Here is a 22,752-nt window from a genome sequence, read left to right on the forward strand (position 1 = left end):
TCCCTTTAGCTCCACCATAAAAAGATTTACCAGAGAAGCCGGGAAGCTCGGCGACGGGCGTATAGCTCAGTTGGTTAGAGCGCGTCCCTGATAAGGACGAGGTCCTTGGTTCAAATCCAAGTACGCCCACCATAACTCCTCTGGTTCAGGCAGCGAAAGCTGCCGGTTGTTTGACAATTGAAGAAGAGTCTTGAAGAAAAGCCGCAAAAAATATGTATTAACAACTTAGTCGAGAACAAGAAATTGTTTTTCTTGGTGGTTAAGCTACTAAGGGCACATGAAGGATGCCTTGGCACTGGCAGGCGATGAAGGACGTGGTAAGCTGCGAAAAGCTTCGGTGAGCCGCACTCAGGCTGTGACCCGAAGATGTCCGAATGGGGCAACCCGGCTGGAGTAATGTCCAGTCATCGGCAACTGAATAAATAGGTTGTCGAAGCGATACTCAGGGAAGTGAAACATCTCAGTACCTGAAGGAAAAGAAATCAACCGAGATTGCGCAAGTAGTGGCGAGCGAACGCGCAATAGCCTAAACCGAGAAGTTTACTTTTCGGGGTTGCGGGACTCCGTCTGGAGAGAACGATGGTTAGCAGAAGGAACTGGAAAGTTCCGCCATAGAGGGTGAAAGCCCCGTAAGCGAAAATGATCGAGTATCCAGGAGTATCCCAAGTAGGTCGAAACACGTGAAACTTTGACTGAATCCGGGGGGACCACCCTCCAAGGCTAAATACTAGCCAGTGACCGATAGCGAATAGTACCGTGAGGGAAAGGTGAAAAAGCACCCCTGTTAGGGGAGTGAAAAGTTCCTGAAATCATGTGTCTACAAAGTGTGGGAGCGCAAGCGACCGCATGCCTTTTGCATAATGAGCCTGCGACTTACTCTAACGAGCGAGGTTAAGTTAAGAACGGAGCCGAAGCGAAAGCGAGTGTGAATAGCGCGACTAGTTCGTTGGAGTAGACCCGAAGCTGGGTGATCTATCCATGGCCAGGTTGAACCTCCGGTAACACGGAGTGGAGGACCGAACCAGTTCATGTTGAAAAATGTTTGGATGAGCTGTGGATAGGGGTGAAAGGCCAATCAAACCCAGTGATAGCTGGTTCTCTTCGAAATATCTTTAGGGATAGCCTTGCGCAATAATTTACGGGGGTAGATCACTGACTGTTCGCGGGCCCTTACCGGGGTACCAACAACTATCAAAATCCGAATACCGTAAATCGTACCGCAGGAGTCAGACAGTGGGGGATAAGCTTCATTGTCGAAAGGGAGACAGCCCAGACCGCCGGTTAAGGTCCCAAATTTAAGCTTAGTGGTTGAAGGATGTGGAGTTGCATAAACAGCCAGGATGTTGGCTTAGAGGCAGCCATCATTTAAAGAGTGCGTAATAGCTCACTGGTCGAGTGATTCTGCGCCGAAGATGATCGGGACTGAAGCTTAAAACCGAAGCCGCGGATTGTAACAATTGTTACAGTGGTAGAAGAGCGTTGTATATGGGTAGAAGCCGATGAGAGATCGGAGGTGGACTTTATACAAGTGACCATGCAGGCATGAGTAGCGAAAAACCGGATGAGAATTCCGGTCACCGAAAACCTAAGGATTCCTGGGGAAGGTTCGTCCGCCCAGGGTTAGTCGGACCCTAAGGCGAGGCCGAAAGGCGTAGTCGATGGACAACAGGTTAATATTCCTGTACTATCTGATCGTAGTGATGGAGCGACGCAGTATGCTAGATGAGCCAACGATTGAAAGTGTTGGTCGAAGCCATTAAGGCGTGATACAGTCAAATGCGTATCACATATGCCCCAGAGGTGTAAGGTAGTTGGAACGCAAGTTTCGACGAATTTATCGATGCTACGCTGACGAGAAAAACTTCTAAGCGTTTGATGATCAGGTATCCGTACCGTAAACCGACACAGGTAGGTGAGGCGAGAAGCCTAAGGTGCGCGAGAGAAACCACGTTAAGGAACTCGGCAAATTGACCCCGTAACTTCGGAATAAGGGGTGCCGTCATGGTGTAGGGACTTGCTCCCCAAGCCTGCGACGGTTGCAACAAAGAGGCTGGTGCGACTGTTTAACAAAAACACAGCTCTCTGCTAACTCGTAAGAGGATGTATAGGGAGTGACACGTGACCAATGCCAAAAGGTCAAGGGGAGAGGTTAGCGCAAGCGAAGCTTCAAACTGAAGCCCTGGTGAATGTCGGCCGTAACTATAACGGTCCTAAGGTAGCGAAATTCCTTGTCGGGTAAGTTCCGACCTGCACGAATCGTGTAACGATGCCAGCACTGTCTCAACGTGGATCTCGGCGAAGTTGTAATTCCGGTGAAAATGCCGGATACCTGCGGAAGGACGGAAAGACCCCATGAACCTTTACTGTAATCTGATATTGGTATTTGGTTATGATTGTGTAGCATAGGTGGGAGGCTGTGAAGCCGCTACGCCAGTACCGGTGGAGCCACAGGTGAAATACCACCCTGTTGTAATTGAATATCTAACCCCGAACCGTGAAGCCGGTCAGGGAACAGTGTCAGAGGGTCAGTTTGACTGGGGCGGTTTCCTCCTAAATCATAACGGAGGAGCCCGAAGGTACACTCAACACGGTTGGCAATCGTGTGCAGAGCGTAAGGGTAGAAGTGTGCTTTACTGTAAGACCGACAGGTCGAACAGTTGCGAAAGCAGGGCCTAGTGATCCAGCGATGGAATGTGGAATCGTCGTTGCTTAACGGATAAAAGGTACTCTGGGGATAACAGGCTGATAGCGGCCAAGCGTCCATAGCGACGCCGCTGTTTGGCACCTCGATGTCGACTCATCACATCCTGGGGCTGTAGAAGGTCCCAAGGGTTCGGCTGTTCGCCGATTAAAGTGGTACGCGAGTTGGGTTCAGAACGTCGTAAGACAGTTCGGTCCTTATCCTCCGCAGGCGCAGGATATTTGACGGGAGCATTCCTTAGTACGAGAGGACCGGGAATGACTAACCTCTGGTGTTCCGATTGTCGCGTCAGCGGCACTGTCGGGTAGCTATGTTGGGAACGGATAAGCGCTGAAAGCATCTAAGCGCCAAGCCCGCCCGAAGACAAGATATCCCTTCTTTTAGACTGAAGGCAGGTTGAAGACTACAACCTCGATAGGCTGCAGGTGTAAGCTCAGCAATGAGTTCAGCTTAGCAGTACTAATCAGCCGTGAGGCTTAACCACCTTTTTCTTCATCGTTTCCCTCTTCAAAAAAAGGGGAGCTATGCCGAAAAAGTTGCAAGACTCAGTTGTTTATATGAGTTGCTCGCTTCATTCAGACTCTTCTTAAATTGATTTTTTATTCCGGCGCCCATAGCGAAGTTGAAACACACGTTCCCTTCCCGAACACGGTAGTTAAGGGCTTCTGCGGCGATGGTACTGCACATACGAGTGTGGGAGAGTAGCACGACGCCGGATCTTTATCTTACCCCCTCCTGCATTACGGTCGCACCCGGCATGCATAAGGGGGTCTTTTTGTTTCGACATTATGAACGACAGACGCGTAGAGGAGTAGAGGACGTGCCGGACGACTACTGCGAGACGATGTTTGAATGAAGAGGAACGATTAATTCCGGCCGAAGGTTTCTAATGCCTTGAGAATTTCCGTTTTATAGGGATTCTTTTCGACTCCGATCAACACGAAGGAACCGTTGACGAAGGTCTGGAATTTCAGCCCGTTCACATAGACGAAACCATTTTCCTTGCAGAAATCCAATTTCTTCCGCTGCGTTTCGACATCGATGTTGTATTTGTAGACGCCGATATCCTGTTCCTTGCCGTCGGGCAGAGCTATGGTCACGGCCAAACCCTCGCCGGCTCCCAGCAGCTTGGGATTCACCGGCGCCACCGCAGTGACCGGAATGTTGCTGGCTGCCAGATGGTCAACCAGGTGTTTGACTTCCAGATGATTGTTGCCGACGCTGAAACAACCGGCGGCCAGCAACACCAGGGCCGTAAACAGCACACTGCCGAAGAATGCGACCCGATGGCAGTTCAATTTCCGCATGGTACATGGTCTCCTTTCGGTCATTTAATGCTGATGGCAGCCGCAGTTGCCGCCGCACTGGTGGGCGGAAGGACAATTTTCAGCGGCGGCACAACCCGAAGGCGTGTTGGCCGCGACGGCAAAGGCCGAAAATTTACGTTCCAACTCTTCGGAATGACAGGCGGGACAATTCACCGTTTCTTCACGGCGTTTCAACAACGCTTCAAATTCCCGGCCGCACTGGCGGCCGCGATATTCAAAAATAGGCATAACGTTTTCCGGTTCAAGATTGTTTTTGTTCAAAACCATTGTAAAGTATCATGCCATTGCGGCATTGTCAAAGGGTTGCCAAAAATTTTACGGATGAAAGAAGAATGCGAACGATTGAAGTGGCGGCTGCGGTGATTCTGCGGCGCGATCAGTGTTTGTTGTGTTCCCGGCCGGCCGGTAAGGAATTGGCCGATTTCTGGGAATTTCCCGGCGGAAAATTGGAACCGGGGGAATCGCCGGCACAATGCCTGAAACGGGAGTTGCGCGAAGAACTGGCGGTCGAAGCTGTTGTTTTCGACATTCTCAACCTTACCGAGTTCCGTTACGAAACCAAACAGGTCAAATTGTTCTTTCTGCGCACGCTTCTGCCGGCGGAGGCGGTCATTCGGCCGCAGGAACGGCAGTTGTTCCGCTGGGTGGCGCGCCGCTCGCTGCCGTCCTGCCGCTTGCTGCCGGCCGATCAGGCGGTGGCGGAATATCTGGCGAAGATTTGAGGCGGATCGATATGCTTGCGCCTGGGGCGGGAAATGCTTGGCGCTTGCAACTGCGGTGAGTTTTCGTGTCCGTTGTCCGAACGGCTCAAAGCTGCCGGTTCCGGGAGAGGCGACGGCGCCGGACATTGAAGCTGGGCGTCAATGCCGGCAGCGGTACACCACCGCCGGCGGCAAATTGCGCCAGACCACCGGTGAAATTTTCACTTCGCGGAAATGCTGCTTCAAACGGTGACGGAAACGAATTCCGGCCGGCAGCAACAAGCCCTGCAGATAGGCGAATGTGGTAAAATAACCGCCTTCATTCAGATTGGAGACGATCGCGTCGAGGATACGGTCCTGAAGGTCGCCGGGAAAAGCCGCCCACGGCAGGCCGGAGACGATGACGTCCACTTTGTTCATCGGCGAGGTGGCGACCAGCGTCGTCAATTCTTCGGCGCTGCAGTTGAAGACATTGACTTGCGGGTACGCATGGTGAAAGCGGCGGTAAATTTCCGGATCGAGTTCGACGGCGAAAAATTCCGAACCATCCGGCAGGGTCGCCAGAATTTCCCGGGTGATGACTCCGGTGCCGGGCCCCAGCTCCACCACTGCCCCGGCGCGTTCCATGCCGATTTCCCTGATCATCTGGCGGCAGAGTGAGCGGGAAGACGGACACAGCGCGCCGATACGGGACGGATTTTTGAGAAATTGCTTCAACAACAGCAGGCGTTCCATTTTACGCGATCCTTCAGTCTTGAAATTTCACCAGCCAGAGACGGTCTTCACAGCGCTCGAATGGCGGTTGTTTCCAACCTGCCGGCAGATAATTCGGGCTGCGGCTGCGCATCAGCAGGATCAACCGGTCCTGGTTTTGGCGGATGAATTCGGCATAACGATCGCCGGTGATCAGGCGATCGGCGTATTCCGGATAAGCGGACAAGCTGTGTTCCAACTCGCCGCCGGTATGCGGAAAATAAAAGTCGGTGCGGCGGTAAATCCAGGCTGCCGCGTGCATGACGTTCGGGTGAACCAACAATACGGCGTCATCCGGGATGTTCTGCCGGAATTTTTCCAGTTGTTCCGCCTGCGCCTTGCCGACGCCGACCTGGTGGGGGAACGCGGCCTGGCCGGCAATGATCACCAGCGCCAGGCCGAAAAAGAACGTGCCGAGCCGGAAGGACAGCGCTTTGCGGCGGAAAAACCAGAGGATGCCGCCCCAGTAAAGAACGGTGACCACCGGTGGAATCCATTTGTAAAATTCCGCTTTGCTGTAAAGTCCCGGGCAGAGATCCAGATGGACCAGAAGTTGGGCAACCGTGAAGCCAACGGCCGCCACCAGCAATATGATGGCCAGGATGTTCAGCGTGAGATCCAACGTTTTCCGGCCGCCGGCACGAAGATAGGCGAGCAGCCCGGTCGCGCCGATGATGGCCAGCGGTGCGAAGCAGGGCAGGACATAGGTCGCCAGTTTGCCGCTGGAACAGGAAAAAAAGAGCAACGGCATAATGAACCACAGCAGCGCGTATTTGAGCAGCGGATCGCGCCACAGCGTTTTGACCCGCTGTTTGAACCCGAGAATCATGCCGCCCAGCAGCAGCGCGGCCGGAAAAATGCCGCCGAGTATGACCGGCAGAAAGAACCAGAACGGTTCCGGGTGCTGTCCGGAGGTCTCTTCGAAGAAACGCTGGTAATGTTCGACCCAGAAGAAGTAGTGCCAGAAACTCGGCTCCTCCCAGTGGATTGCCAGGCACCACGGTCCGGCGACCAGCACGGCGAAAAGCAGGAGCAGCCAGGGAGTGGTGAACATGGCTTTGAAACGCCTTTCCCACAACAGATAGGGGATGACCGTCACCGCCGGCACCGCAAAGGCGATAAAACCTTTGGTCAGAAAAGCCAATCCGCAGCAACAGCCGCTCAAAACCAGATATTTTCGGCGTTCCCGGGGCGCTTCGGCATGGAGGGCCAGAAAGTAGAATGCCAGGATGCCGGTGATGAATGCGGTCATCTGGCTGTCCAGCACCGCAAAGACGCCGATGCCGTAGACCAGCCCGCAGGTCAAATAGAGGAGGCTGCTCAACAGGGCCAATGCTTCGTCTTTGCGGAATTTCAACACCAGAAAATACAGCAGCCAGGCGGCCAGGCCGGCGCACAAGGCGGAGGGCAGCCGTACCGCAAAAGCGTTTTCTCCGAAAACAAGCATCGAAAGCGCAGTCAATTGATAGCCGTAGACCGGTTTTTCAAAATAACGGATGCCGATCAACCGCGGCGAAATATAGTCGCCGGAGGCAATCATTTCCCGTGGAATTTCCCCATAGCGGAATTCGTCCGGAGTGATCATCGGCCGCCAGCCCAGCGGCAGGAGGTAGGTCAACAGAAAAAAGGCGATTACGCCCCAGCGAAACAGTTTACAGTTATTTCCCATCGTCATTTTCTTGGTTGGAGCCGGAATATTCCATATACATGATGCCGCCGCCGGAGGTCACTTTCAAATCTCCGGGCGGCAGCCGCTTGATACGTTTGGCGGAATCCATGACGATGACGACCGGTTGGCCGGAGGCGGCCAACTGTTCGAACTCCTCCGGCGACACCAGCCGGCCGGCGCCTTCCGGCCGATCCAGCCCGTACCCCAATTCGCTGCGGCTTTCGTACAGCATGATGTCAGCGCGTTTCCAGCTCCAGGCGGCCCCCGGTACCAGGTGTTTGAAGGCGACGATCCGGGTTTCCGGCGTCAGCCGGTCGGCCAGGATTTCCAGAAACGGCTCCGGCGCCAGTTTATCGACCAGCCGGGCCGGCATGACGAAATGCGCCACCAGCATCGCCGCCAGCGGACCGGCGGCAAACAGTGCAGTCTTGATAAAGCCGTCCGAATATTTTTTGATCTGATTGAGGACGAAACACCAGACGATCACTGCCAGTACGGCGGCAACCCACAACCAGCGCTCGTGGCGGTTATAGAGGGCGGCTTCCGCCGGCAGCAGATTGCCGACGGCGGCGGCGGTTTGATAGACGATGAAAGCCAGTCCGGAGGCCACCAGCAGCGAACGGAATAATTTGACGGTCAGCTCGAACCACCGGAGATCGCCTTGGGCGAAATAGCTTCGCAAGCCGGCGGCGACCAGGATGGCCAATCCGGGAAAACAGGGCAGGATATAGGTGCCGAGTTTGGCGCTTGAGATGGAGAAGAACAGGAATGGGAAGGCGGCGGAACAGACCGCGTAACGCAACAGGGAATTTTGAAACAATGTCCTGACTTTTCCGGCGTAGCCCTTGATGACGACCGGCAGCAGCAGTGTCCAGGGCAGCAATCCGCCGAGCAGGACCGGGATGAAATACCAGAACGGTTCCGAACGGTCATCACTGCCCTGGCCGGTGGTGAATTTGCCGAGATGTTCGACTTCGATGAAATAGCGCCAGTAGTCCGGATCGCGCTGATGGACCAGCAGCGCCCACGGCAGCACGACTGCCAGCATCGCCAGCAGCGGAATCCACGGCATCGTCCAGAATGCTTTGTAACGCTTCTGCCAGATCAAATAGGGAACGACCGTCAAGCCGGGGACGGCAAAGGCCAGAAATCCCTTGGTCAGGAAAGCGCCGCCGGCGAAAAGGCCGGTCAGCACCAGATAAAGAAATTTTCGGTTCGAACTGGTTTCTTCCAGCGCATAATAGAACGCGACGAGGGTTCCCAGCAGAAAAAAGGCCAGAATACTGTCCAGGACCAGATAGGTGCCGATGGCAAAAACCAATATGCAGGTCAGATAAATCATCGTCGCGCCCAGCGCCAGTTTGGCGTCCTCCGTCCGGCGGACCAGCAGCCAGAGCAACGCTCCGCCCAACAATGCGGCCAGCGCCGGCGCCAGCCGGGCGGCGAATGGAGTTTCGCCGAAGAGCAGGAAGGAACCGGCCGTCAGCCAGTAACCCATGACCGGTTTTTCGAAATATTTCAAATCCGCCAGGGTCGGAACGACGTAATTGTCGTTGGCGATCATTTCCCGGGCGATTTCGGCATAACGGGTTTCGTCCGGCATGAAGAGCGGCCGATACCAAATGGTGCCGAGGTAGGCAAGAATGAATATGAATATTCCCGCCCAGATAAGACGTTTGTATATCAAAAGATTACTTCTCCTGATGATTATTATACATATAGAAACGACTTTACAATAATCTGTCAAGCAGGTTTTCGCAAGTTTTTCCGATCAGAATTTCGCAAGATGGCATAGCTCCGCACCCGGTATCGGTTGAAATCCAACCGCGACCATCCCGCAGGATGCCCGGTAAAAAATAAACAGCCAATATCCCGGAATCTTACTCGGATGTGCTTCGGCCGGAGTTCGGTGGACGGCCGAATTGGACAATTTCATCGGAACAAGTGTAAATTTTCTGTAAAAAATGGATTCCTCCCCGATTGGAAAAAGGGGTCCGGGGTTGCATAAATCCGGTTCGAACATATATTACCCCTGTAAGAACCAATACGAAAGTGAAAGTTTAGTTTCCGAGGGTAAAATGAACAACAACTCTTATTTCCGGTCGGCGGTGGAAGCGATGGCCGGCTATGTGCCCGGCGAACAGCCGAAAATGGCCAATCTGATCAAACTGAATACCAATGAAAATCCCTATCCGCCGTCGCCGAAGGTGGCGGAAGTGCTGCAATCCTTCGATTATGAACATCTGCGGCGTTATCCGTCGCCCCGGGCCGACGACCTGTGCGAAACGGCCGCCCGGCTGTACGGTTTCAAGCGCGATGAAGTGATTGCCGGCAATGGGTCCGATGACATTTTGACGATGGCGTTTCGTTGCTTTACCGCGCCGGACCGGCCGCTGGCCTGCCTGATGCCGACCTATTCGCTCTACTTTTCGCTGGCGGAAATCCAGGCGGCGCCGGTGATGCCGATCCGCTTGAATTCCGGCGACTTCTCGCTGCCGGCTGATTTGCTCGACCGGGCGAAGGGGGCGAATCTGCTGATTATCACCCGGCCGAACGCGCCGACCGGCAACACGTTCTGCCATCGGGCGATGACTGAAATTTGCGGCCGTTTCAACGGCGTCGTGCTGTTTGACGAAGCATATGCCGATTTTGCCGACGACAACTGCCTGGATCTGGCGCGGGAATTCGACAATGTCATCGTTTCGCGGACGCTGTCCAAGAGCTATTCGCTGGCCGGGCTGCGGCTCGGTTTGGCGATGGGATCCCGGCGGTTGATCGAGGGCATGTACAAGGTCAAAGACTCCTACAACGTCGATATGCTGACCCAGTTCATCGGCCAGGCCGCTTTGCAGGATCAGGCTTATCTGCGACAGAACGTCGCCAAAATCAGGGCGACCAGAACCCGCCTGACGGCGGAGCTGGCCCGTTTGGGCTTCGATGTCGTGCCGTCGTCGACCAATTTCGTCTTTGCGGCGCCGCCGGACCGGGATGGCGGGCGTTTTTTCAAGATGCTGCGCGAACAGGCGATCCTGGTTCGTTATTTCAGCGGGGAAACGACCGGCGCTTATGTGCGGATCAGCGTCGGCGCCGAGGCCGATGTCGACCGGCTGTTGAAGGTGACCGAACTGTATTTGCAGATGCGGAAGTAATTCAAGCCGGCTTGGCGGAAGGAGGACGCGATGGTTCGGATACGGGAAACGGCGGCGGCCGGAACTTTTTATGAAGCGGATCCGGCGGCGCTCCGTCGCCGGCTGGAGGATTGTAAGGCGGCGGCCGGAAGGTTGTTGCCGGCCATCCGGCCGCGGCCGAGTGCGGCGGTGATTCTGCCGCATGCCGGATATGGGTATTCCGGGACGACGGCGCTGGCGACATTGTTGACGGTGGAAGAGGCGCCGTGGCGCCGTTATCTGGTGATGGCGCCGTCGCACCGGATCGGTTTCCGGGGCGTGGCGCTGGCCGATTACGACGCTTTTGCCACGCCGCTCGGCGTTTTGCCGCTGGACCGGGTGGCGATGGCGCAGCTGGCGTCGGCGCCGGGCGGTATGATCGGTTATGCCGACCGGGCGCATGCCGGCGAACATGCGCTGGAAGTGGAATTGCCGCTGTTGCAGTATTGTTTCGGCGCTCGTCCGCTGCTGCCGGCCGTCGTCGGCATGCTTTCCGCGGCGGAGGCGCGGCGGTTGGCCCCGGCCTGGCGGGCGTTCTGGAACGATGAGACGTTGTGGGTGATCAGTTCGGATTTTACCCATTATGGCCGGGCCTTTGATTATCTTCCCTTTGTCGAAGCGGTGCCGGAACGGCTCAAGGCGCTGGACTTGGGAGCGGTCGATTTGATTGTACGAAGGGATCTGGATGGCTTTGAGCGTTATCTGGCGGAGACCGGGGCGACCATCTGCGGCGCCAATGCGATCAAGCTGCTGCTGGCGGTCCTGGAATCGGCGGGCGGCGATTATGTGGTTGAATTGGTTCACTATACCACTTCCGGTGAAAAAACCGGCGATTTTTCCCATGTTGTCAGCTATGCGGGGGTTGCAGTTCGCCGAAAAGATGCTTAATTGAAAGGCGGGTGACGGAAAACTTTTAACTTTTTAGGACAGACTGGATGAAGAAGACAATCTGGATGTCGGCGTTGTGTCTGGCGGCCGGGATGAACCTGGCGGCGGCAACGGTGGAAGGAAAAGTATTCCTGGATGACAACGGCAATGGCGAACCGGATGCCGGAGAAAGCGGTTTGCCGGGATTTCTGGTCAGCGACGGCGTCAATTTCGCCAGAACGGATGCCGCCGGGCATTACGAACTGGAAGTGCGCGACGGCCAGAAAAGCGTTTATGTGCATCAACCGCGCGCTTACCGGGCGGACCGCTGGTTTTACCGATTGCCGGCGGAGCAGACGGCGCTGAATTTCGCGATGCGGCCGGCCGGACCGTTCCGCGGCATGTTTCTGCAGGTGGCCGACAGCGAAACGGAGGAGTTCGACTCCTGGCTGCCGAACCTGAAGGCGCTGGTGAAGGCCGTGGGGCCGGATTTCATCGTCCATACCGGCGACCTGTGCCGGATCGACGGCATCAAAGCGCACGCGGCGAATTTCACTTCCGAAAAAGTCGGCGTACCGGTTTATATCACGGTCGGCAATCATGATATCATCGCGCCGGTGGATGGTAAAGACTACAGCAGTTTTCTCGACCCATATTATTACTCCTTCGAATGGGGGCCGTATCTGGTCGTGGCGGCGCCGATGAATTACGGAGATGTCGAGCTGCCGTATGATCTGGCCGATTTCGGCGATTATCTGCAGAAATTGTTTCAAGTGATTCCGGATAACAAGCCGTTGATCGTCCTCGGCCATGAATTGCTCGCTTCCGGGGGGAAAAAGCGGATCGCCGGCCATGACGGCTTGCAGGTCGATTTGAATGAACATAATTTCAAAGCCTGGGTTTACGGCCACTGGCACAACAATATCGTCAACAAGCATGCCGACGGCAGCGCCAGCTATTGCACCGGCCTGCCGAACAAAGGCGGCATCGACCATTCACCGGTCTGCAGCCGGATGATGATAGCCGGAGAGGATGGCCGGCTCGCCAGCTATCTGATCTGGGGTGGGTTTGCCGACCATCTGAGCATTGCCGTGCCAGGTGAGAACATGATTCCGGCCGGCCGGCAGGAATTGCCGATATCGGTGGCGGCTTACAATTCCGGCGCGCCGGTCATCGCTGTAAAGGCCGTGCTCGGCAGCGATGACCAGGTGCTCGGCAGCGTCGTTCTGCGCAGTGAAAACGGTCTGGTCTGGAGCGGTTCGTTGCCGGTTCCGCCGGCCGCCGCAGGAAAGACGTTTCAACTGAAAGTGGTTGCCAGCCGGGTGGACGGCGAAGAGTTCGAACAGACGAAATCGTTTGTCTGGTCGCCGCCGGCAGCGGCGGAAACGCCGGTGACCGGCGAATGGAATAATCTGCTCGGCAATGCGATGCACAGCGGTTATCGGCCGGATTCGGCGATTCCGGCGGTGCAATTGCAGTGGCTGCAGCAGATGCCGGGCGAGAATTTCATGGTTGCGCCGATTTTGGCCGGCGGCAAGGTGTTTGCCGGCTGCATGGATGACGGCGATGCCGGGCGCGGCGGCATTTATGCCTATGATGCGGCCGGTGGCGAGGAGCTCTGGCATTTCACGACCGGTTATTCGGTCAAGAATTCGATTGCCTGCGGGGAAGGGCTGGTGTTTGCCCAGGATGCCCGCGGCAATGTCTATGCGCTGCGGATGGCCGATGGGACGTTGGCCTGGAAAGCCGATTCCCCGACCGACGGTTTGCCGGCGGTGGCCGGCGGGGTGACGTATGCCGACGGCGTGCTCTATGCCGGACAGCGGCGGAGCCTGGCGGCTTACGAGGCGGCCAGCGGCAAGGCGTTGTGGCACAATACCGCCTGGGACGAAGGCGAATCGACGGTCAATACCTTGTCGGTTGGCGATGGCGTATTGATCACTTCCGCCAATTGGCGGGCGTTGTACGGGATGGATGCGGCGACCGGTGAATTGCTGTGGCAGCATCGTGATGACGACACGCGATTTCAGTCGGCGCCGGCGGTGTTCCATGACGGCAAAGCTTATGCCAAGGGTTACCGCCAATTGCTGGAAATCGAACCGCGTAGTGGCGAGATTCTGCGCAGCAAGGAGTTGCCGGCCGATCTGCAGTCGGCGACTGCACCGGTGGTTGTCGGTGGCCTGGTGCTGGTCGGTACGGCGAACCATGGTTTGATGGCCGTCGATTTAGCGACCTTTGACGTGCGCTGGCAGTGCGAGGAAATTCAGCCGGCCTTGCTGGACACTGCGCCATATCACTGGCGGAGCAGGACGGTGGAGAGCAGTCCGGTCGTGCTGGGGGATACCGTATGGATTGGCGCCAGCGACGGATTTTTGTATGCGCTGGAATTGCAGACTGGACAAGTGAAACAGAAAATCGATCTGGGCGTGCCGGTTTTGTCCTCGGTGGCGGCTGGAAATGGTTGGCTTTTTGCCGCCGATTTCGGCGGCCGGCTTTTCGGTTTCCGGGCGGCTGCCGAATGATGGAATGAACTGTAAATATTGCCGGCCGGTCAGTTCAGGCTGATCGGCCGTCGTTCTTTTTGCCGGTAAGCCGAAGGGGAGACGCCGGCCAACTGGCGGAATCGTTTGTTGAATTCCTGCGGTGTGGCGTAGCCGACGGCCGTGCCGATTTCCTTGATGCTCAGATTGCTGGCGGCCAGGAGGTAGCGGGCTTTGTCGATGCGGCGATGCATGACGTAGCGGGCGATGGTCATGCCGGTCTGCTGCCTGAACTTCCGGGTCAGGTGGGTCTGGCTGACGGCGAAACGCTGCGCCAGCGCTGTGATGCAGACCGGACTGTCGGAGGAACGATCGAGTTCATAGAGCAGCCGCGAAATACGCCGGTCCGGGAAGGCGGTGTGCTGCGGCTGGCATTTGAGCCGGAACAGCGCGGACAACAGCAGATTTTCCGCCGCGGTCCGTTTTTCCGGGTCGTCGCTGCAGCGGAACAGGGCGACGAGTTCCGTCAGGTCGTCAGTCAGCCGTTCCGGCAGTTTGCCGGTCGGCCAGTGAAACGGCAAGCTTGTGTTGCCCTGCGGAGCCAGTTCGAAGTGGATGCACAGGTGAGTTCCGGGGGGTTCCAGGGCGTAACTGGTGATAGTGCCGGCCGGCGTCAGCGTCAGATCGCCGGGCGCCAGTTCGAAGCATTCCGTTGCCGTCCGGAGCGAACCGGAATAAGCGTACAAATGCAGCGCATGAAAATCCTCCAGACAATATTCCGTTTCGAAATTCCGGTCGCCGATCCGAAAGAAACCGGCCCGGATCAGCAGCGGCCGATTTTCTGGCGTCAATTCGAAGCATAATCCATGTTCTGCTTTCATTTTTTTGGCATCCAGGTTGAGTTGATACTATAAATAGGCGAAACAATACTATGGCGTCTTGGTTCTTGGACGGTTATTATAAGGATAAAACCGATTGGGAAATTGTCAAATCGTTTGGGAGAAGAAAAATGACCATCGACTCAAGAACACTGATCCGGCGGATTATCAATGGTGAATCAGTACCACGCAGTGGTTTCTGGATGGGGAATCCGCACGCCGACGCCTGGCCGCTGCTGCGAAGTTATTTTCAGGCGGAAAGCAACGAAGAAGTGCGCCGTGTTCTGCGGGATGATCTGAGCTGGCTGCCCTGTGACGGCGGCTACAAGGCCAATGGCGGCCAGCCGTTTCCCAATCCCCGCAAGAGCGAGGGATTGAGCGCGGCCGGAATTTTTTCCGATTGCGAGTCGCTGGCGGAAGTGGAAGCCTATCCGTGGCCGGCTCCGGAGGCGTTTGATTTTTCGGCCGAACTGGCGGCGGTACGCGGCGCCGGGGATCGTTATCGCGCCAGCGGCATGTGGAGTCCGTTTTTCCATCTGGTCGGCGACTTGTTCGGTATGGAGAATTATTTCATCAAGATGTATACGCACCCGGAAATCGTCAAAGCGGTGACCGGACACGTGGTGGATTTTTATCTGGCCGGCACGGAGCGTTTCTTCCGGGAAGCCGGTGAGGACGTGGACGGTTTCTTTTTCGGCAACGACTTCGGCACGCAACTGGATATCATGATCAGCCCGGACGCCTTTCAGGAGTTCGTTTTTCCGTATTTCAAAAAACTGACCGATCTCGGCCATGCCGCCGGAAAACAGGTATTGCTGCACTCCTGCGGCGCCATCGTCAAAGTCATTCCGGATTTAATCCGGCTGGGGGTCGACGCCCTCCATCCGCTGCAGGCCTGCGCCGCTCATATGGAAGCGGAAAGTCTGGCGCAGTTCCGGGGCCGGCTGGCTTTTTTCGGCGGCATCGACACCCAGCATCTGCTGGTGCACGGCACGCCTGATGCGATCCGTGCCGATGTGCGGCGGGTCCGGCGCTGTCTGGCGCCGAGTCTGATCGTCAGTCCCAGCCACGAGGCATTGCTGCCGAACGTGCCGCCGGCCAATGTCCAGGCGATGTCCGAAGCCGCTCACGAACCGTATTTGCCAATCCGGTGACCGGTGCTCCGGCGCCATTCCACACGGCAATGGCTCCGGCACCGGCCGGTCATCGTGCTGGCCGGCATCCCATGGTGTGTATTCGTTGCCTGGTTGGGGGGAACGGCGGTTTATTTGATCAATGCCTTCTTCTATTGCGGTTTTTATTTGCAGGCGAGCGAAGGAGTTGCGCCGTTTCAGGCGTCCCGGAACGGGGAAAAAGAAGAAATCGATGATATTTGCGTTGACGAAGGAGAGGGCAGGTAAAAAACGATTGCTCGCAATTGGAGTTGCCGTCAGCGTTTTTATCCCCGGAGGTTTTTCGTGTCACTCCGCAACGGCCTGCGGCCGACTGGCGCCGTGACCGGTGAAAGACCGGTATGGCGTCATCGGTGGGAACTGCTTGGCAGGTGCGCCGGATGGTTGGCGCACCTGCCAGATATAACAGGCCTTTTCAGCGCAGATATCTGAAGTAGAGATAGACCGTACAGATCAGAACGCTGACGATCATGCAGGGCGCACCATAACAGGTGAAATCCTTGAAGGACAGTTTGTAACGGTTCTTGTTGGCGATCTGGCCGATCACCACGTTGGCCGACGCGCCGATCAGAGTACCGTTGCCGCCGAGGCAGGCGCCGAGCGCCAGGGCCCAGAACAACGGTTCGCTGATCTGCAGCCGGATGGCTTCCTCGCCCTGGAGACCCATCTGCTGGGCGAAAACCGGGACGATCGAATGAATCAATGGAATCATCGAGATGACCAGCGGAATATTGTCGATGATGGCGGAAAGCACCGCGCTGCCCCAGAGGATGATCATCATCGTCAGGGCGAAATTGCCCTGGGTCAATTCGACCATTTTCTGGCCCAGCAGTGAGAAGACATCGACCAGTTCGAGCGCACCGACCATCATGAAAAGCCCGCAGAAGAAGAGGATGGTGTTCCATTCGACTTTTTCAAGCATCGTGCTCAGTTCGATCCGGCAGACCAGCGCCATGGCGAAAGCGCCGCAGATGGCGATCAGCCCCGGTTCCAGCCCGGTCAGCCGGCTGGTGAAAAAGCCGAGCAGCACCAGCCCGAAGACGAGCAGGGAGCGCAGCAACCGGCGCGGCAGCAGAATCGCCTGCTTGGGATCGGTCAGCAGAACCTGGGCGATGGCGTCCGGGTTGCTCCGCAGCCGTTTGCGCATCAGCAGTACGACCAATCCGAGCATAATCGCCATGATGACCAGGACAATCGGCGCCAAATTGAGCAGAAAGTCGTTGAAGCTCAAATTGCAGCTGGCGCCGATCAGAATGTTCGGCGGGTCGCCGACCAGGGTTGCCGTGCCGCCGATGTTCGAAAAGAGCGCTTCGAGGATCAGCACCGGCACCGTCGGCAAGCCGAGCAGTTGCGTGATCAAAATGGTGATCGGCGCCATCAGAATCACCGTGGTTACGTTGTCCATGAAGGCTGAAATCACCGCGGTTGCCAATAGGAATTCCGCGGTGACCAGGATTCCGTTGCCTTTGGTCTGACGGGCGATCAGCACTGCCAGATATTCGAAAACGCCGGTCGTTGCCATGATATTGACGATGATCATCATGCCGATCAGAAGACCGAGCACGTTCAGATCCACTTTGCCCAGCATGGCCGAGAAGTCGGCCACCTGGAACGCCACCATCAAGCCGGCTCCCAGCATCGCCGCAATGGTTTTGTCAACCTTTTCGGAGGCGATGAGGCAGTAGGCCAGAATGAAAATGATAATTCCTGTCCACATGAGTTAACGATTTCTCCCTGAAAATTTACAGATTGATGATTCTTTCAAGCAGCAGCGCCTGACTGATGATACCGAGCAGTTCCTGCCGATGATTGGTGATGTAAATCATCTGCTGTTTGAGAACGCTGATGCCGAAAACGATCTCGATAAGGGTGGCATTTTCGTGGAAGGTCGGAAGTTCCCGGTTCATCACGTCGCCGACGCAGGACGCCGCTTCGACGGCGAAATATTTCTCGAACGGATCGAAATAGCGGATGAAGCCGACGCTTTTGAGCTGGTTGAAAAAATCCGGAATGCCGAGTTTGAACAGTTCCGTACTGCTCAGTTCGCCGACCAGTTTGCCGTCGTCCAGGACCGGCAGGATTTCCTGACGATTTTCCGCCATCATCCTGGTCGCCTGGCGCAATTGCGTTTCCGGCGTGACGAACAGACGCGGCGGCGCCATGATGTCCGCCGCGATCAACGTATGGGTGGTGCTGCGTTGCGTGGCCAGCAGTTCTTTGAGTTCCAAGCCGGTCTGGGCGGCCAGCAGCCGGTTGCGTTTTTCTTCCGAGCGCATGCAACTGCCGAGATCGGCCATAAAGCGGAGGCCTTCCACCGGTTTGCTGTTCGGTACCAGCAGGAGGCAGGCGATGGCCAGCGGCTGGTCGTCCGGCGTCGGATGATTCATCGGCTGATCCAGGCGGCCGAAGACGACGACCAGGCATTCCAGGTCGTTCAGCCGGATGTGCGGAAGGATCAAACCATTGCCGATGGCGGTAGAAGCCAATGCTTCACGCGCCTTCACCAGTTCGAAAATTTTGTCGGCCGACAAGCCGCAAACGCGGGCGTTGTCGTCCCGGGCGGCGACTTGGCACAATTGCATGAAAAGGTCGTCGCAGTGGCGGGCGTTGAGTTCGGAGACGATGGTGATGGAAGCCGGATATTCATTGGTAGTCATGGTAAAAGAGATTCCTGTATGGATGGAGAACGTCGTTATAAGGGATCAAAACGACGATAACCCGAATGAGAACCCAATGCCTCCCTTCCGGAACCGTCCCGAAAGGAGGGAAAATGGATTCGATTGTTGACTGAAAGCCGTACCGAAGTGATTCCGACCGTATTGGCAGGGTCGGTGCGAACGCCGTTCAGAAATTCCATCCCGGCGGATGGAAAATCTCCGGTAAATACTATCGGCCGCTGGCGGCAGCAGGGTACGACACCCCTCCGTTTCCCGATGGAAACGGTTTTTCGACAGCATATTCAATAAGAATTGTCCGAACGGTGTTCAGCAGGAGTATACCGGCGGCGCCCGGCCGACCGGCAGGGAGAAGTAAGTCTCCAGACAGGGGGTATGAAGGGAAAAAACACATCGTTTGAAACAATTTTTCGGGGAAGCGCGGAAGGTGTTTTCAGCCGACAACACGACTTTCTCTTCCGGCGAGAACGACCGGCGCATTTCGCTGATTTCCAAAACTTCCGATTCGGAAACCAGCAGCCTCCGATTGCGGCGGTCCAGTTCGGCGGCGTTGCCGCCCAGAGCGTCGGCCGGAGGCTGATTCCATGGCGAGAACGCCGGCAGGTGCTGCGGAGAGGCGTGGAAAAATTCCTGGCCGTGATAACCGGAAAGGCAGATGAAAAATACGGCTGCCGCCATCGCCAGGAAGAGAGATTGCAATTTCATAACCGGAGCACCAAATCAGATAAGTTTTCAGAATAATTCCAATAATATAGCGCCGAACCGGAATTTTTCAAATGGGATTGCCCGGCTGCCGGCCGATTGGAAGAAAGGAAATTCCCGGCGTCCGGCGGCTGGGCGCCGGAATGCCGGAATTTCAGTGGCGGCAGAGGGGCGGTGCTGCCGGAAGGCGGTCAGTTGACGTTCGGCTGAAAGCTGATCAGCAATTGATTGGCATTGTTGTAAAGTTGTAAGTTGCCATCGACCACCAGATAACGTTCGGCATGGATCAGGCGGGAAAGGAACAGGCCCTCATAACGGGCGCCCGGCCCGGCCATCCGGGTGGAATTGATTCGTTCGATCCTGATGCGGTCGGGAGCGGTGAGGGTAAAATCGCCGAACAGGCGATTGACGCCGCCGCAGCCGCTGAAACGGCCGGTGGCCGAATTGAAGATCAGCGTGACTTCCGGCATGGCCGGCTTGACGATGTCATGTTGGCCGTCGAGATAGACCGGTTCCCATTCGATATCGAGAATCGCGCCGGAAACCGGCGTCTCCCGGTAAATCTGGCCGTTGCCGGTCAGTTCCGGTTTGTCAGCCGGAGAAGCCAGCTGGTAATCCCTCGCTTGGCCGTTCGCGTCGGAGATGGTGAGGGTATCTTTTTTCATCGTCCATTGTCCATTCGGTTCGGGGTAATTGATTGGCAAAACCGCGCCGTCGGAGGCCAGATAAAAGCCGCCGGCCGGCTTCGCATTGTTCAGCCAGGCTTTCCCGGCGACCTCCGGCGTCTTGCTCTGCCACAAGCCGCAGCCGTCCAGCATGAAAATTGCCGTTGCCGCCAGGCACCATGTCCATCGAATCGTTTCGGGCCAATGTCGCTTCATCCCGCATCTCCTTTCGGCGCGTCGGCGATCCGCCGGCAGCTTGGTTCAATTGTTCGGATTTCCTGAAAAACGCCGTATGCAAGATATTACACTCGGAGGCAAGTCTCCTCTCATAATATCTTGCATACGGCGTTGAAAATTAATGTAACATCAATTTCAAGGATTTCCAAATTTTTTCCCGGGAAAGCAAAAAATCAGTCCGGCAGCCGGATGTCATGGCGGAGCAGCTGGCAGTTTTCCAGGATAACCGGCGGCCGCTCATCCGGATAGCGCAGTTGAATCTGTACCTGGTCGAGTGATAAATGCCGGACATTGCGCAGGTCGACGGCGGCCGCCCGGCTCCAGGCCGGCGCATAGTTGTTTTCCACCACCGGCACGTCCGGGGGATAGGAGTCGCGCTGGTCCAGAACCGATGGATACTCCTTCGGCAAATCGGTTGATTTTACGCCGCCGATGACCCGATAGCTGAGATTGGATACCGCCAGGCCGTCGATCGGATGTTCGGCCGCGGCGTCGGCCCTTATGCCGTTGAAACGGGGGGAACCCATCAATTCCCCGCCGAAACGGCGATGTTCGGCCAGCATTTCGTCGTCGTCATGGATCAGAATATTGTTGAATTTGAGATCTTCCAGCCGGCCGATGGCGGGGATGGCGCCGCCGGGCGGCCGATAGGCCTGCATGACCCTGCTGTTGTTCAGGAGGAGGAAGAGCGGCCTGGTGACATTGCGCATCGTCAGATTGCCGGCGGTGATATCGCGGATGACGCCGCCTTCGCTGCATTCGATTTTGATCCCCTCGCGCCAGACGTTTTCAAACGTGCAGTTGGCGATGACGACGTTGGAAATTTCGCCGGCGGAGCGGTAGCCGATCCGGATGGCGGCGCAGAGGGAACTGAAATGACAGTTGCTGATCTGGACATTGCGCACCGGTTTGTCCGGCCGGGAGTTCTGCAGACATAAATTGTCGTCGGTGCCGCGAATCGAACAATCGGTGACGAAAACTTCACTGCAGTTGTCGAAATCCAGCCCGTCGCCGTTGTAATGCCGGTCATTGAAGATGTCCAGACCACGGCACCAGAGGCGGTCGCAGTCCAGGAACGCGACGGTCCAGGACGCGGCTTGATGGAGCCTCAGATTTTCCAGCCGGACATTCCGGCAGCGCAGCAGCCGGATCAGCATCGGCCGCGGTTCGTCGCCGCCGGGCAAACCCGCGGCGAATTTTTCATTGTTGCCGTTGATTTCACCATAACCGACAAGACCGATATTCTCCGCATCGGCTGCGAAAATAAAACAGCGATTCAGGGCGGTTTCACAGCGGTAACGGTTGTAATAAGTGTCATCGGGGTAGTCGTCGATGTTGCCGGAAGCCAGCAGCGTCGCCGCCGGTTCAATTTCGAGAAAGACATTGCTTTTCAAATAAAGCGTACCGGACAGAAACGTTCCTCGATCCAGTATAACCCGGCCGCCGCCGTCGGCATGGCAACGGTCGATTGCCTGCTGGATGGCGGCGGTATCGGGCGTGACGCCGTCGCCGCTGGCGCCATAACGGCGGACCGGATAAGCGGCGGATGAGGTGTGGTAAGCGGTCATGATCTTCTCCCATGATAAATTTCCACTTCGATGTCGAGAAAAACTCAATTTTTTACGAGCTTGAATTGAGTAAAATTCTCAAACATCCAATTGTTTTTTAATGTTCTATACACGATATCGAGGAATTTGCGAGCCAAGGCGATATTGGCTTTCGCACCTCCCCGCCGACTTTTTACCGATTCATGAAAGGCATTGAGATACGGGCTGTAGCGTTTGGCGATCAAAGCGCATTGCACCAAAGCGGTTCTGGCGATCTTGCTGCCGCTCTTCGTGATTCTTCCGTGGCAAACCGTGTCATTTGAATTGCTCACTCTGGGGACGATTCCGATATAAGCGGCCAACTGCTTTGCCGATCGGAAATCAGCGATATTGCCGATGGTTGCCAACAGGATCGCCGCACCTTTCGAGCCGATTCCCTTGATGGATTTCAGGTTGTCGAAGCCGTCCATCTTGCTGCCGTGATCCTCAATCGCCTTATCCAGTTTTTCAATGCTTTTGTTCAGACTGCGAATCTGTTCGACAACCACCAGCATTTCCGTGTCGGTGATCGGGTCGAAGTGATAACTCAATGCTTTCAAAAGCCCTTTCTCCGTGGACAGTTCTTCCCGTTTCAGCACGATGAAGTTAGCTGCTAACAGATTGTTGACTTTGTTTTTCAATACGGTACGCAACTGAACCAGTTTTTCCCTGGTCTGCGTCAGACTTGAAATTTTCGCCTGCAAATCGTCTTTCACTCTTACCTCCGGAAGCATATCCTTTTCCAGGAACTCCGCCAACACTTTTGCGTCATGTTTGTCCGTCTTTTTGGTGGACATGCTGATGACTTTGAACTGTGATGGATTCACCACCACCAGTCGCCCGACATGAGCTTTCAGCGAGCTGCAAAACATGAACGTATTTCCGGTCGCCTCCACCGCCATCGCCGTGTTCGGACCGAGCATTGCGGCAAAGCCCTTCAGTTCGGTAATCTCACACTTGCCGATTTTCCGTTCTTCCCCATTTACCCGGATGCAATAAGTAAAATTGTTCCGGTGCAAATCCACTCCAACAAAACTTGTCATCATTCTCTGCCTCCATTCGTTTTTCACGAATCGAAGCGGAACTGCTGTCACGGCCTCACCATCCTCCCATACAGAGTAGTCGATTAATCAGTCGCTCTCTACGGTGGCGCTCTGGTTTACAGATCTGA

At 56.0% G+C, this 22,752-nt stretch carries 18 protein-coding genes, 2 tRNA genes and 2 rRNA genes (1 of these 22 cut by a window edge); 10 read left to right on the forward strand and 12 right to left on the reverse strand.

Going from position 1 to position 22,752, the window contains the following annotated elements; translation table 11 throughout:
* The 4 genes from HWX74_RS10130 to rrf form a co-directional block, all read left to right on the forward strand.
* Positions 1-17 (forward strand) — tRNA-Ala (locus HWX74_RS10130); it begins 60 nt to the left of the window's first position.
* Positions 18-55: 38 nt separating this feature from the next.
* Positions 56-132: transfer RNA gene (locus HWX74_RS10135), tRNA-Ile, on the forward strand.
* Positions 133-257: 125 nt separating this feature from the next.
* Positions 258-3,185, forward strand: a 23S ribosomal RNA gene (locus HWX74_RS10140).
* A gap of 119 nt (positions 3,186-3,304) precedes the next feature.
* Positions 3,305-3,419: ribosomal RNA gene (gene rrf, locus HWX74_RS10145) — 5S ribosomal RNA — on the forward strand.
* A 148-nt stretch (positions 3,420-3,567) separates the two neighbouring features.
* Here the strand turns inward: rrf and HWX74_RS10150 are convergent.
* Together HWX74_RS10150 and HWX74_RS10155 are read right to left on the reverse strand one after the other, a co-directional pair.
* Positions 3,568-4,008, reverse strand: coding sequence for a hypothetical protein (locus HWX74_RS10150; RefSeq protein WP_176013422.1), 441 nt, complete (start codon positions 4,006-4,008; stop codon positions 3,568-3,570).
* A gap of 24 nt (positions 4,009-4,032) precedes the next feature.
* Entirely contained in the window at positions 4,033-4,257 is a 225-nt protein-coding gene (locus HWX74_RS10155) for a zinc ribbon domain-containing protein (protein WP_176013423.1), read from the reverse strand.
* Between the two features lie 104 nt (positions 4,258-4,361).
* On the opposite strand from HWX74_RS10155, the gene HWX74_RS10160 reads away from it, so the two are divergent.
* Positions 4,362-4,751 (forward strand): (deoxy)nucleoside triphosphate pyrophosphohydrolase, encoded by a 390-nt coding sequence (locus HWX74_RS10160; RefSeq protein ID WP_176013424.1) that lies wholly within the window; start codon positions 4,362-4,364, stop codon positions 4,749-4,751.
* Positions 4,752-4,889: 138 nt separating this feature from the next.
* Here the strand turns inward: HWX74_RS10160 and HWX74_RS10165 are convergent, their stop codons facing one another.
* Genes HWX74_RS10165 through HWX74_RS10175 form a run of 3 tightly spaced genes read right to left on the reverse strand, consistent with a single transcriptional unit; the run spans position 4,890 to position 8,839 of the window.
* Complete coding sequence (locus HWX74_RS10165) at positions 4,890-5,465, reverse strand: class I SAM-dependent methyltransferase (RefSeq protein ID WP_176013425.1); 576 nt, start codon at positions 5,463-5,465, stop codon at positions 4,890-4,892.
* Positions 5,466-5,478: 13 nt separating this feature from the next.
* On the reverse strand, positions 5,479-7,152 hold the full coding sequence (locus HWX74_RS10170; protein ID WP_176013426.1) for a phospholipid carrier-dependent glycosyltransferase: 1,674 nt from the start codon (positions 7,150-7,152) through the stop codon (positions 5,479-5,481).
* On the reverse strand, positions 7,142-8,839 hold the full coding sequence (locus HWX74_RS10175) for a phospholipid carrier-dependent glycosyltransferase (protein ID WP_176013427.1): 1,698 nt from the start codon (positions 8,837-8,839) through the stop codon (positions 7,142-7,144). The genes HWX74_RS10170 and HWX74_RS10175 overlap by 11 nt, the downstream gene beginning before the upstream one ends.
* Before the next feature lie 391 nt (positions 8,840-9,230).
* On the opposite strand from HWX74_RS10175, the gene hisC reads away from it, so the two are divergent.
* Genes hisC through HWX74_RS10190 form a run of 3 tightly spaced genes read left to right on the forward strand, consistent with a single transcriptional unit; the run spans position 9,231 to position 13,708 of the window.
* Entirely contained in the window at positions 9,231-10,301 is a 1,071-nt protein-coding gene (hisC, locus tag HWX74_RS10180; protein WP_176013428.1) for a histidinol-phosphate transaminase, read from the forward strand.
* 30 nt (positions 10,302-10,331) lie between these two features.
* Positions 10,332-11,207, forward strand: coding sequence for an AmmeMemoRadiSam system protein B (gene amrB, locus HWX74_RS10185; protein WP_176013429.1), 876 nt, complete (start codon positions 10,332-10,334; stop codon positions 11,205-11,207).
* A 47-nt stretch (positions 11,208-11,254) separates the two neighbouring features.
* A complete protein-coding gene (locus tag HWX74_RS10190) occupies positions 11,255-13,708 on the forward strand; it encodes a PQQ-binding-like beta-propeller repeat protein (RefSeq protein WP_176013430.1) in 2,454 nt (817 codons plus the stop codon).
* A 29-nt stretch (positions 13,709-13,737) separates the two neighbouring features.
* Here HWX74_RS10190 and HWX74_RS10195 read toward each other — a convergent pair whose 3' ends face one another.
* The gene (locus HWX74_RS10195) at positions 13,738-14,547 is read right to left on the reverse strand and encodes an AraC family transcriptional regulator (protein ID WP_176013431.1); all 810 of its coding nucleotides are present in this window, start codon (positions 14,545-14,547) and stop codon (positions 13,738-13,740) included.
* A 128-nt stretch (positions 14,548-14,675) separates the two neighbouring features.
* Between HWX74_RS10195 and HWX74_RS10200 the strand changes: the two genes are divergently transcribed.
* The gene (locus HWX74_RS10200) at positions 14,676-15,698 is read left to right on the forward strand and encodes a uroporphyrinogen decarboxylase family protein (protein ID WP_176013432.1); all 1,023 of its coding nucleotides are present in this window, start codon (positions 14,676-14,678) and stop codon (positions 15,696-15,698) included.
* Positions 15,699-15,701: 3 nt separating this feature from the next.
* Complete coding sequence (locus HWX74_RS10205) at positions 15,702-15,944, forward strand: hypothetical protein (protein ID WP_176013433.1); 243 nt, start codon at positions 15,702-15,704, stop codon at positions 15,942-15,944.
* A 187-nt stretch (positions 15,945-16,131) separates the two neighbouring features.
* Here HWX74_RS10205 and HWX74_RS10210 read toward each other — a convergent pair whose 3' ends face one another.
* The 6 genes from HWX74_RS10210 to HWX74_RS10235 all read right to left on the reverse strand — a co-directional run bounded on the left by HWX74_RS10210 (position 16,132) and on the right by HWX74_RS10235 (position 22,624).
* Positions 16,132-17,433: an SLC13 family permease gene (locus tag HWX74_RS10210; protein ID WP_176013434.1), complete on the reverse strand. Its 1,302-nt coding sequence runs from the start codon at positions 17,431-17,433 to the stop codon at positions 16,132-16,134.
* A 25-nt stretch (positions 17,434-17,458) separates the two neighbouring features.
* The gene (locus HWX74_RS10215; protein ID WP_176013435.1) at positions 17,459-18,373 is read right to left on the reverse strand and encodes a PTS sugar transporter subunit IIA; all 915 of its coding nucleotides are present in this window, start codon (positions 18,371-18,373) and stop codon (positions 17,459-17,461) included.
* A gap of 327 nt (positions 18,374-18,700) precedes the next feature.
* Positions 18,701-19,096 carry a hypothetical protein gene (locus HWX74_RS10220; protein WP_176013436.1) on the reverse strand — a complete coding sequence of 132 codons (396 nt, stop codon included), beginning with the start codon at positions 19,094-19,096 and terminating at the stop codon, positions 18,701-18,703.
* A 188-nt stretch (positions 19,097-19,284) separates the two neighbouring features.
* A complete protein-coding gene (locus tag HWX74_RS10225; protein WP_176013437.1) occupies positions 19,285-19,974 on the reverse strand; it encodes an META domain-containing protein in 690 nt (229 codons plus the stop codon).
* Between the two features lie 194 nt (positions 19,975-20,168).
* Positions 20,169-21,563: a glycoside hydrolase family 28 protein gene (locus HWX74_RS10230; RefSeq protein ID WP_176013438.1), complete on the reverse strand. Its 1,395-nt coding sequence runs from the start codon at positions 21,561-21,563 to the stop codon at positions 20,169-20,171.
* Positions 21,564-21,607: 44 nt separating this feature from the next.
* On the reverse strand, positions 21,608-22,624 hold the full coding sequence (locus tag HWX74_RS10235; RefSeq protein ID WP_176014518.1) for an IS110 family transposase: 1,017 nt from the start codon (positions 22,622-22,624) through the stop codon (positions 21,608-21,610).
* Positions 22,625-22,752: the final 128 nt, after the last annotated feature.

It is taken from the genome of Victivallis sp. Marseille-Q1083 (assembly GCF_903645315.1).
Taxonomy (GTDB): Bacteria; Verrucomicrobiota; Lentisphaeria; order Victivallales; family Victivallaceae; genus UMGS1518.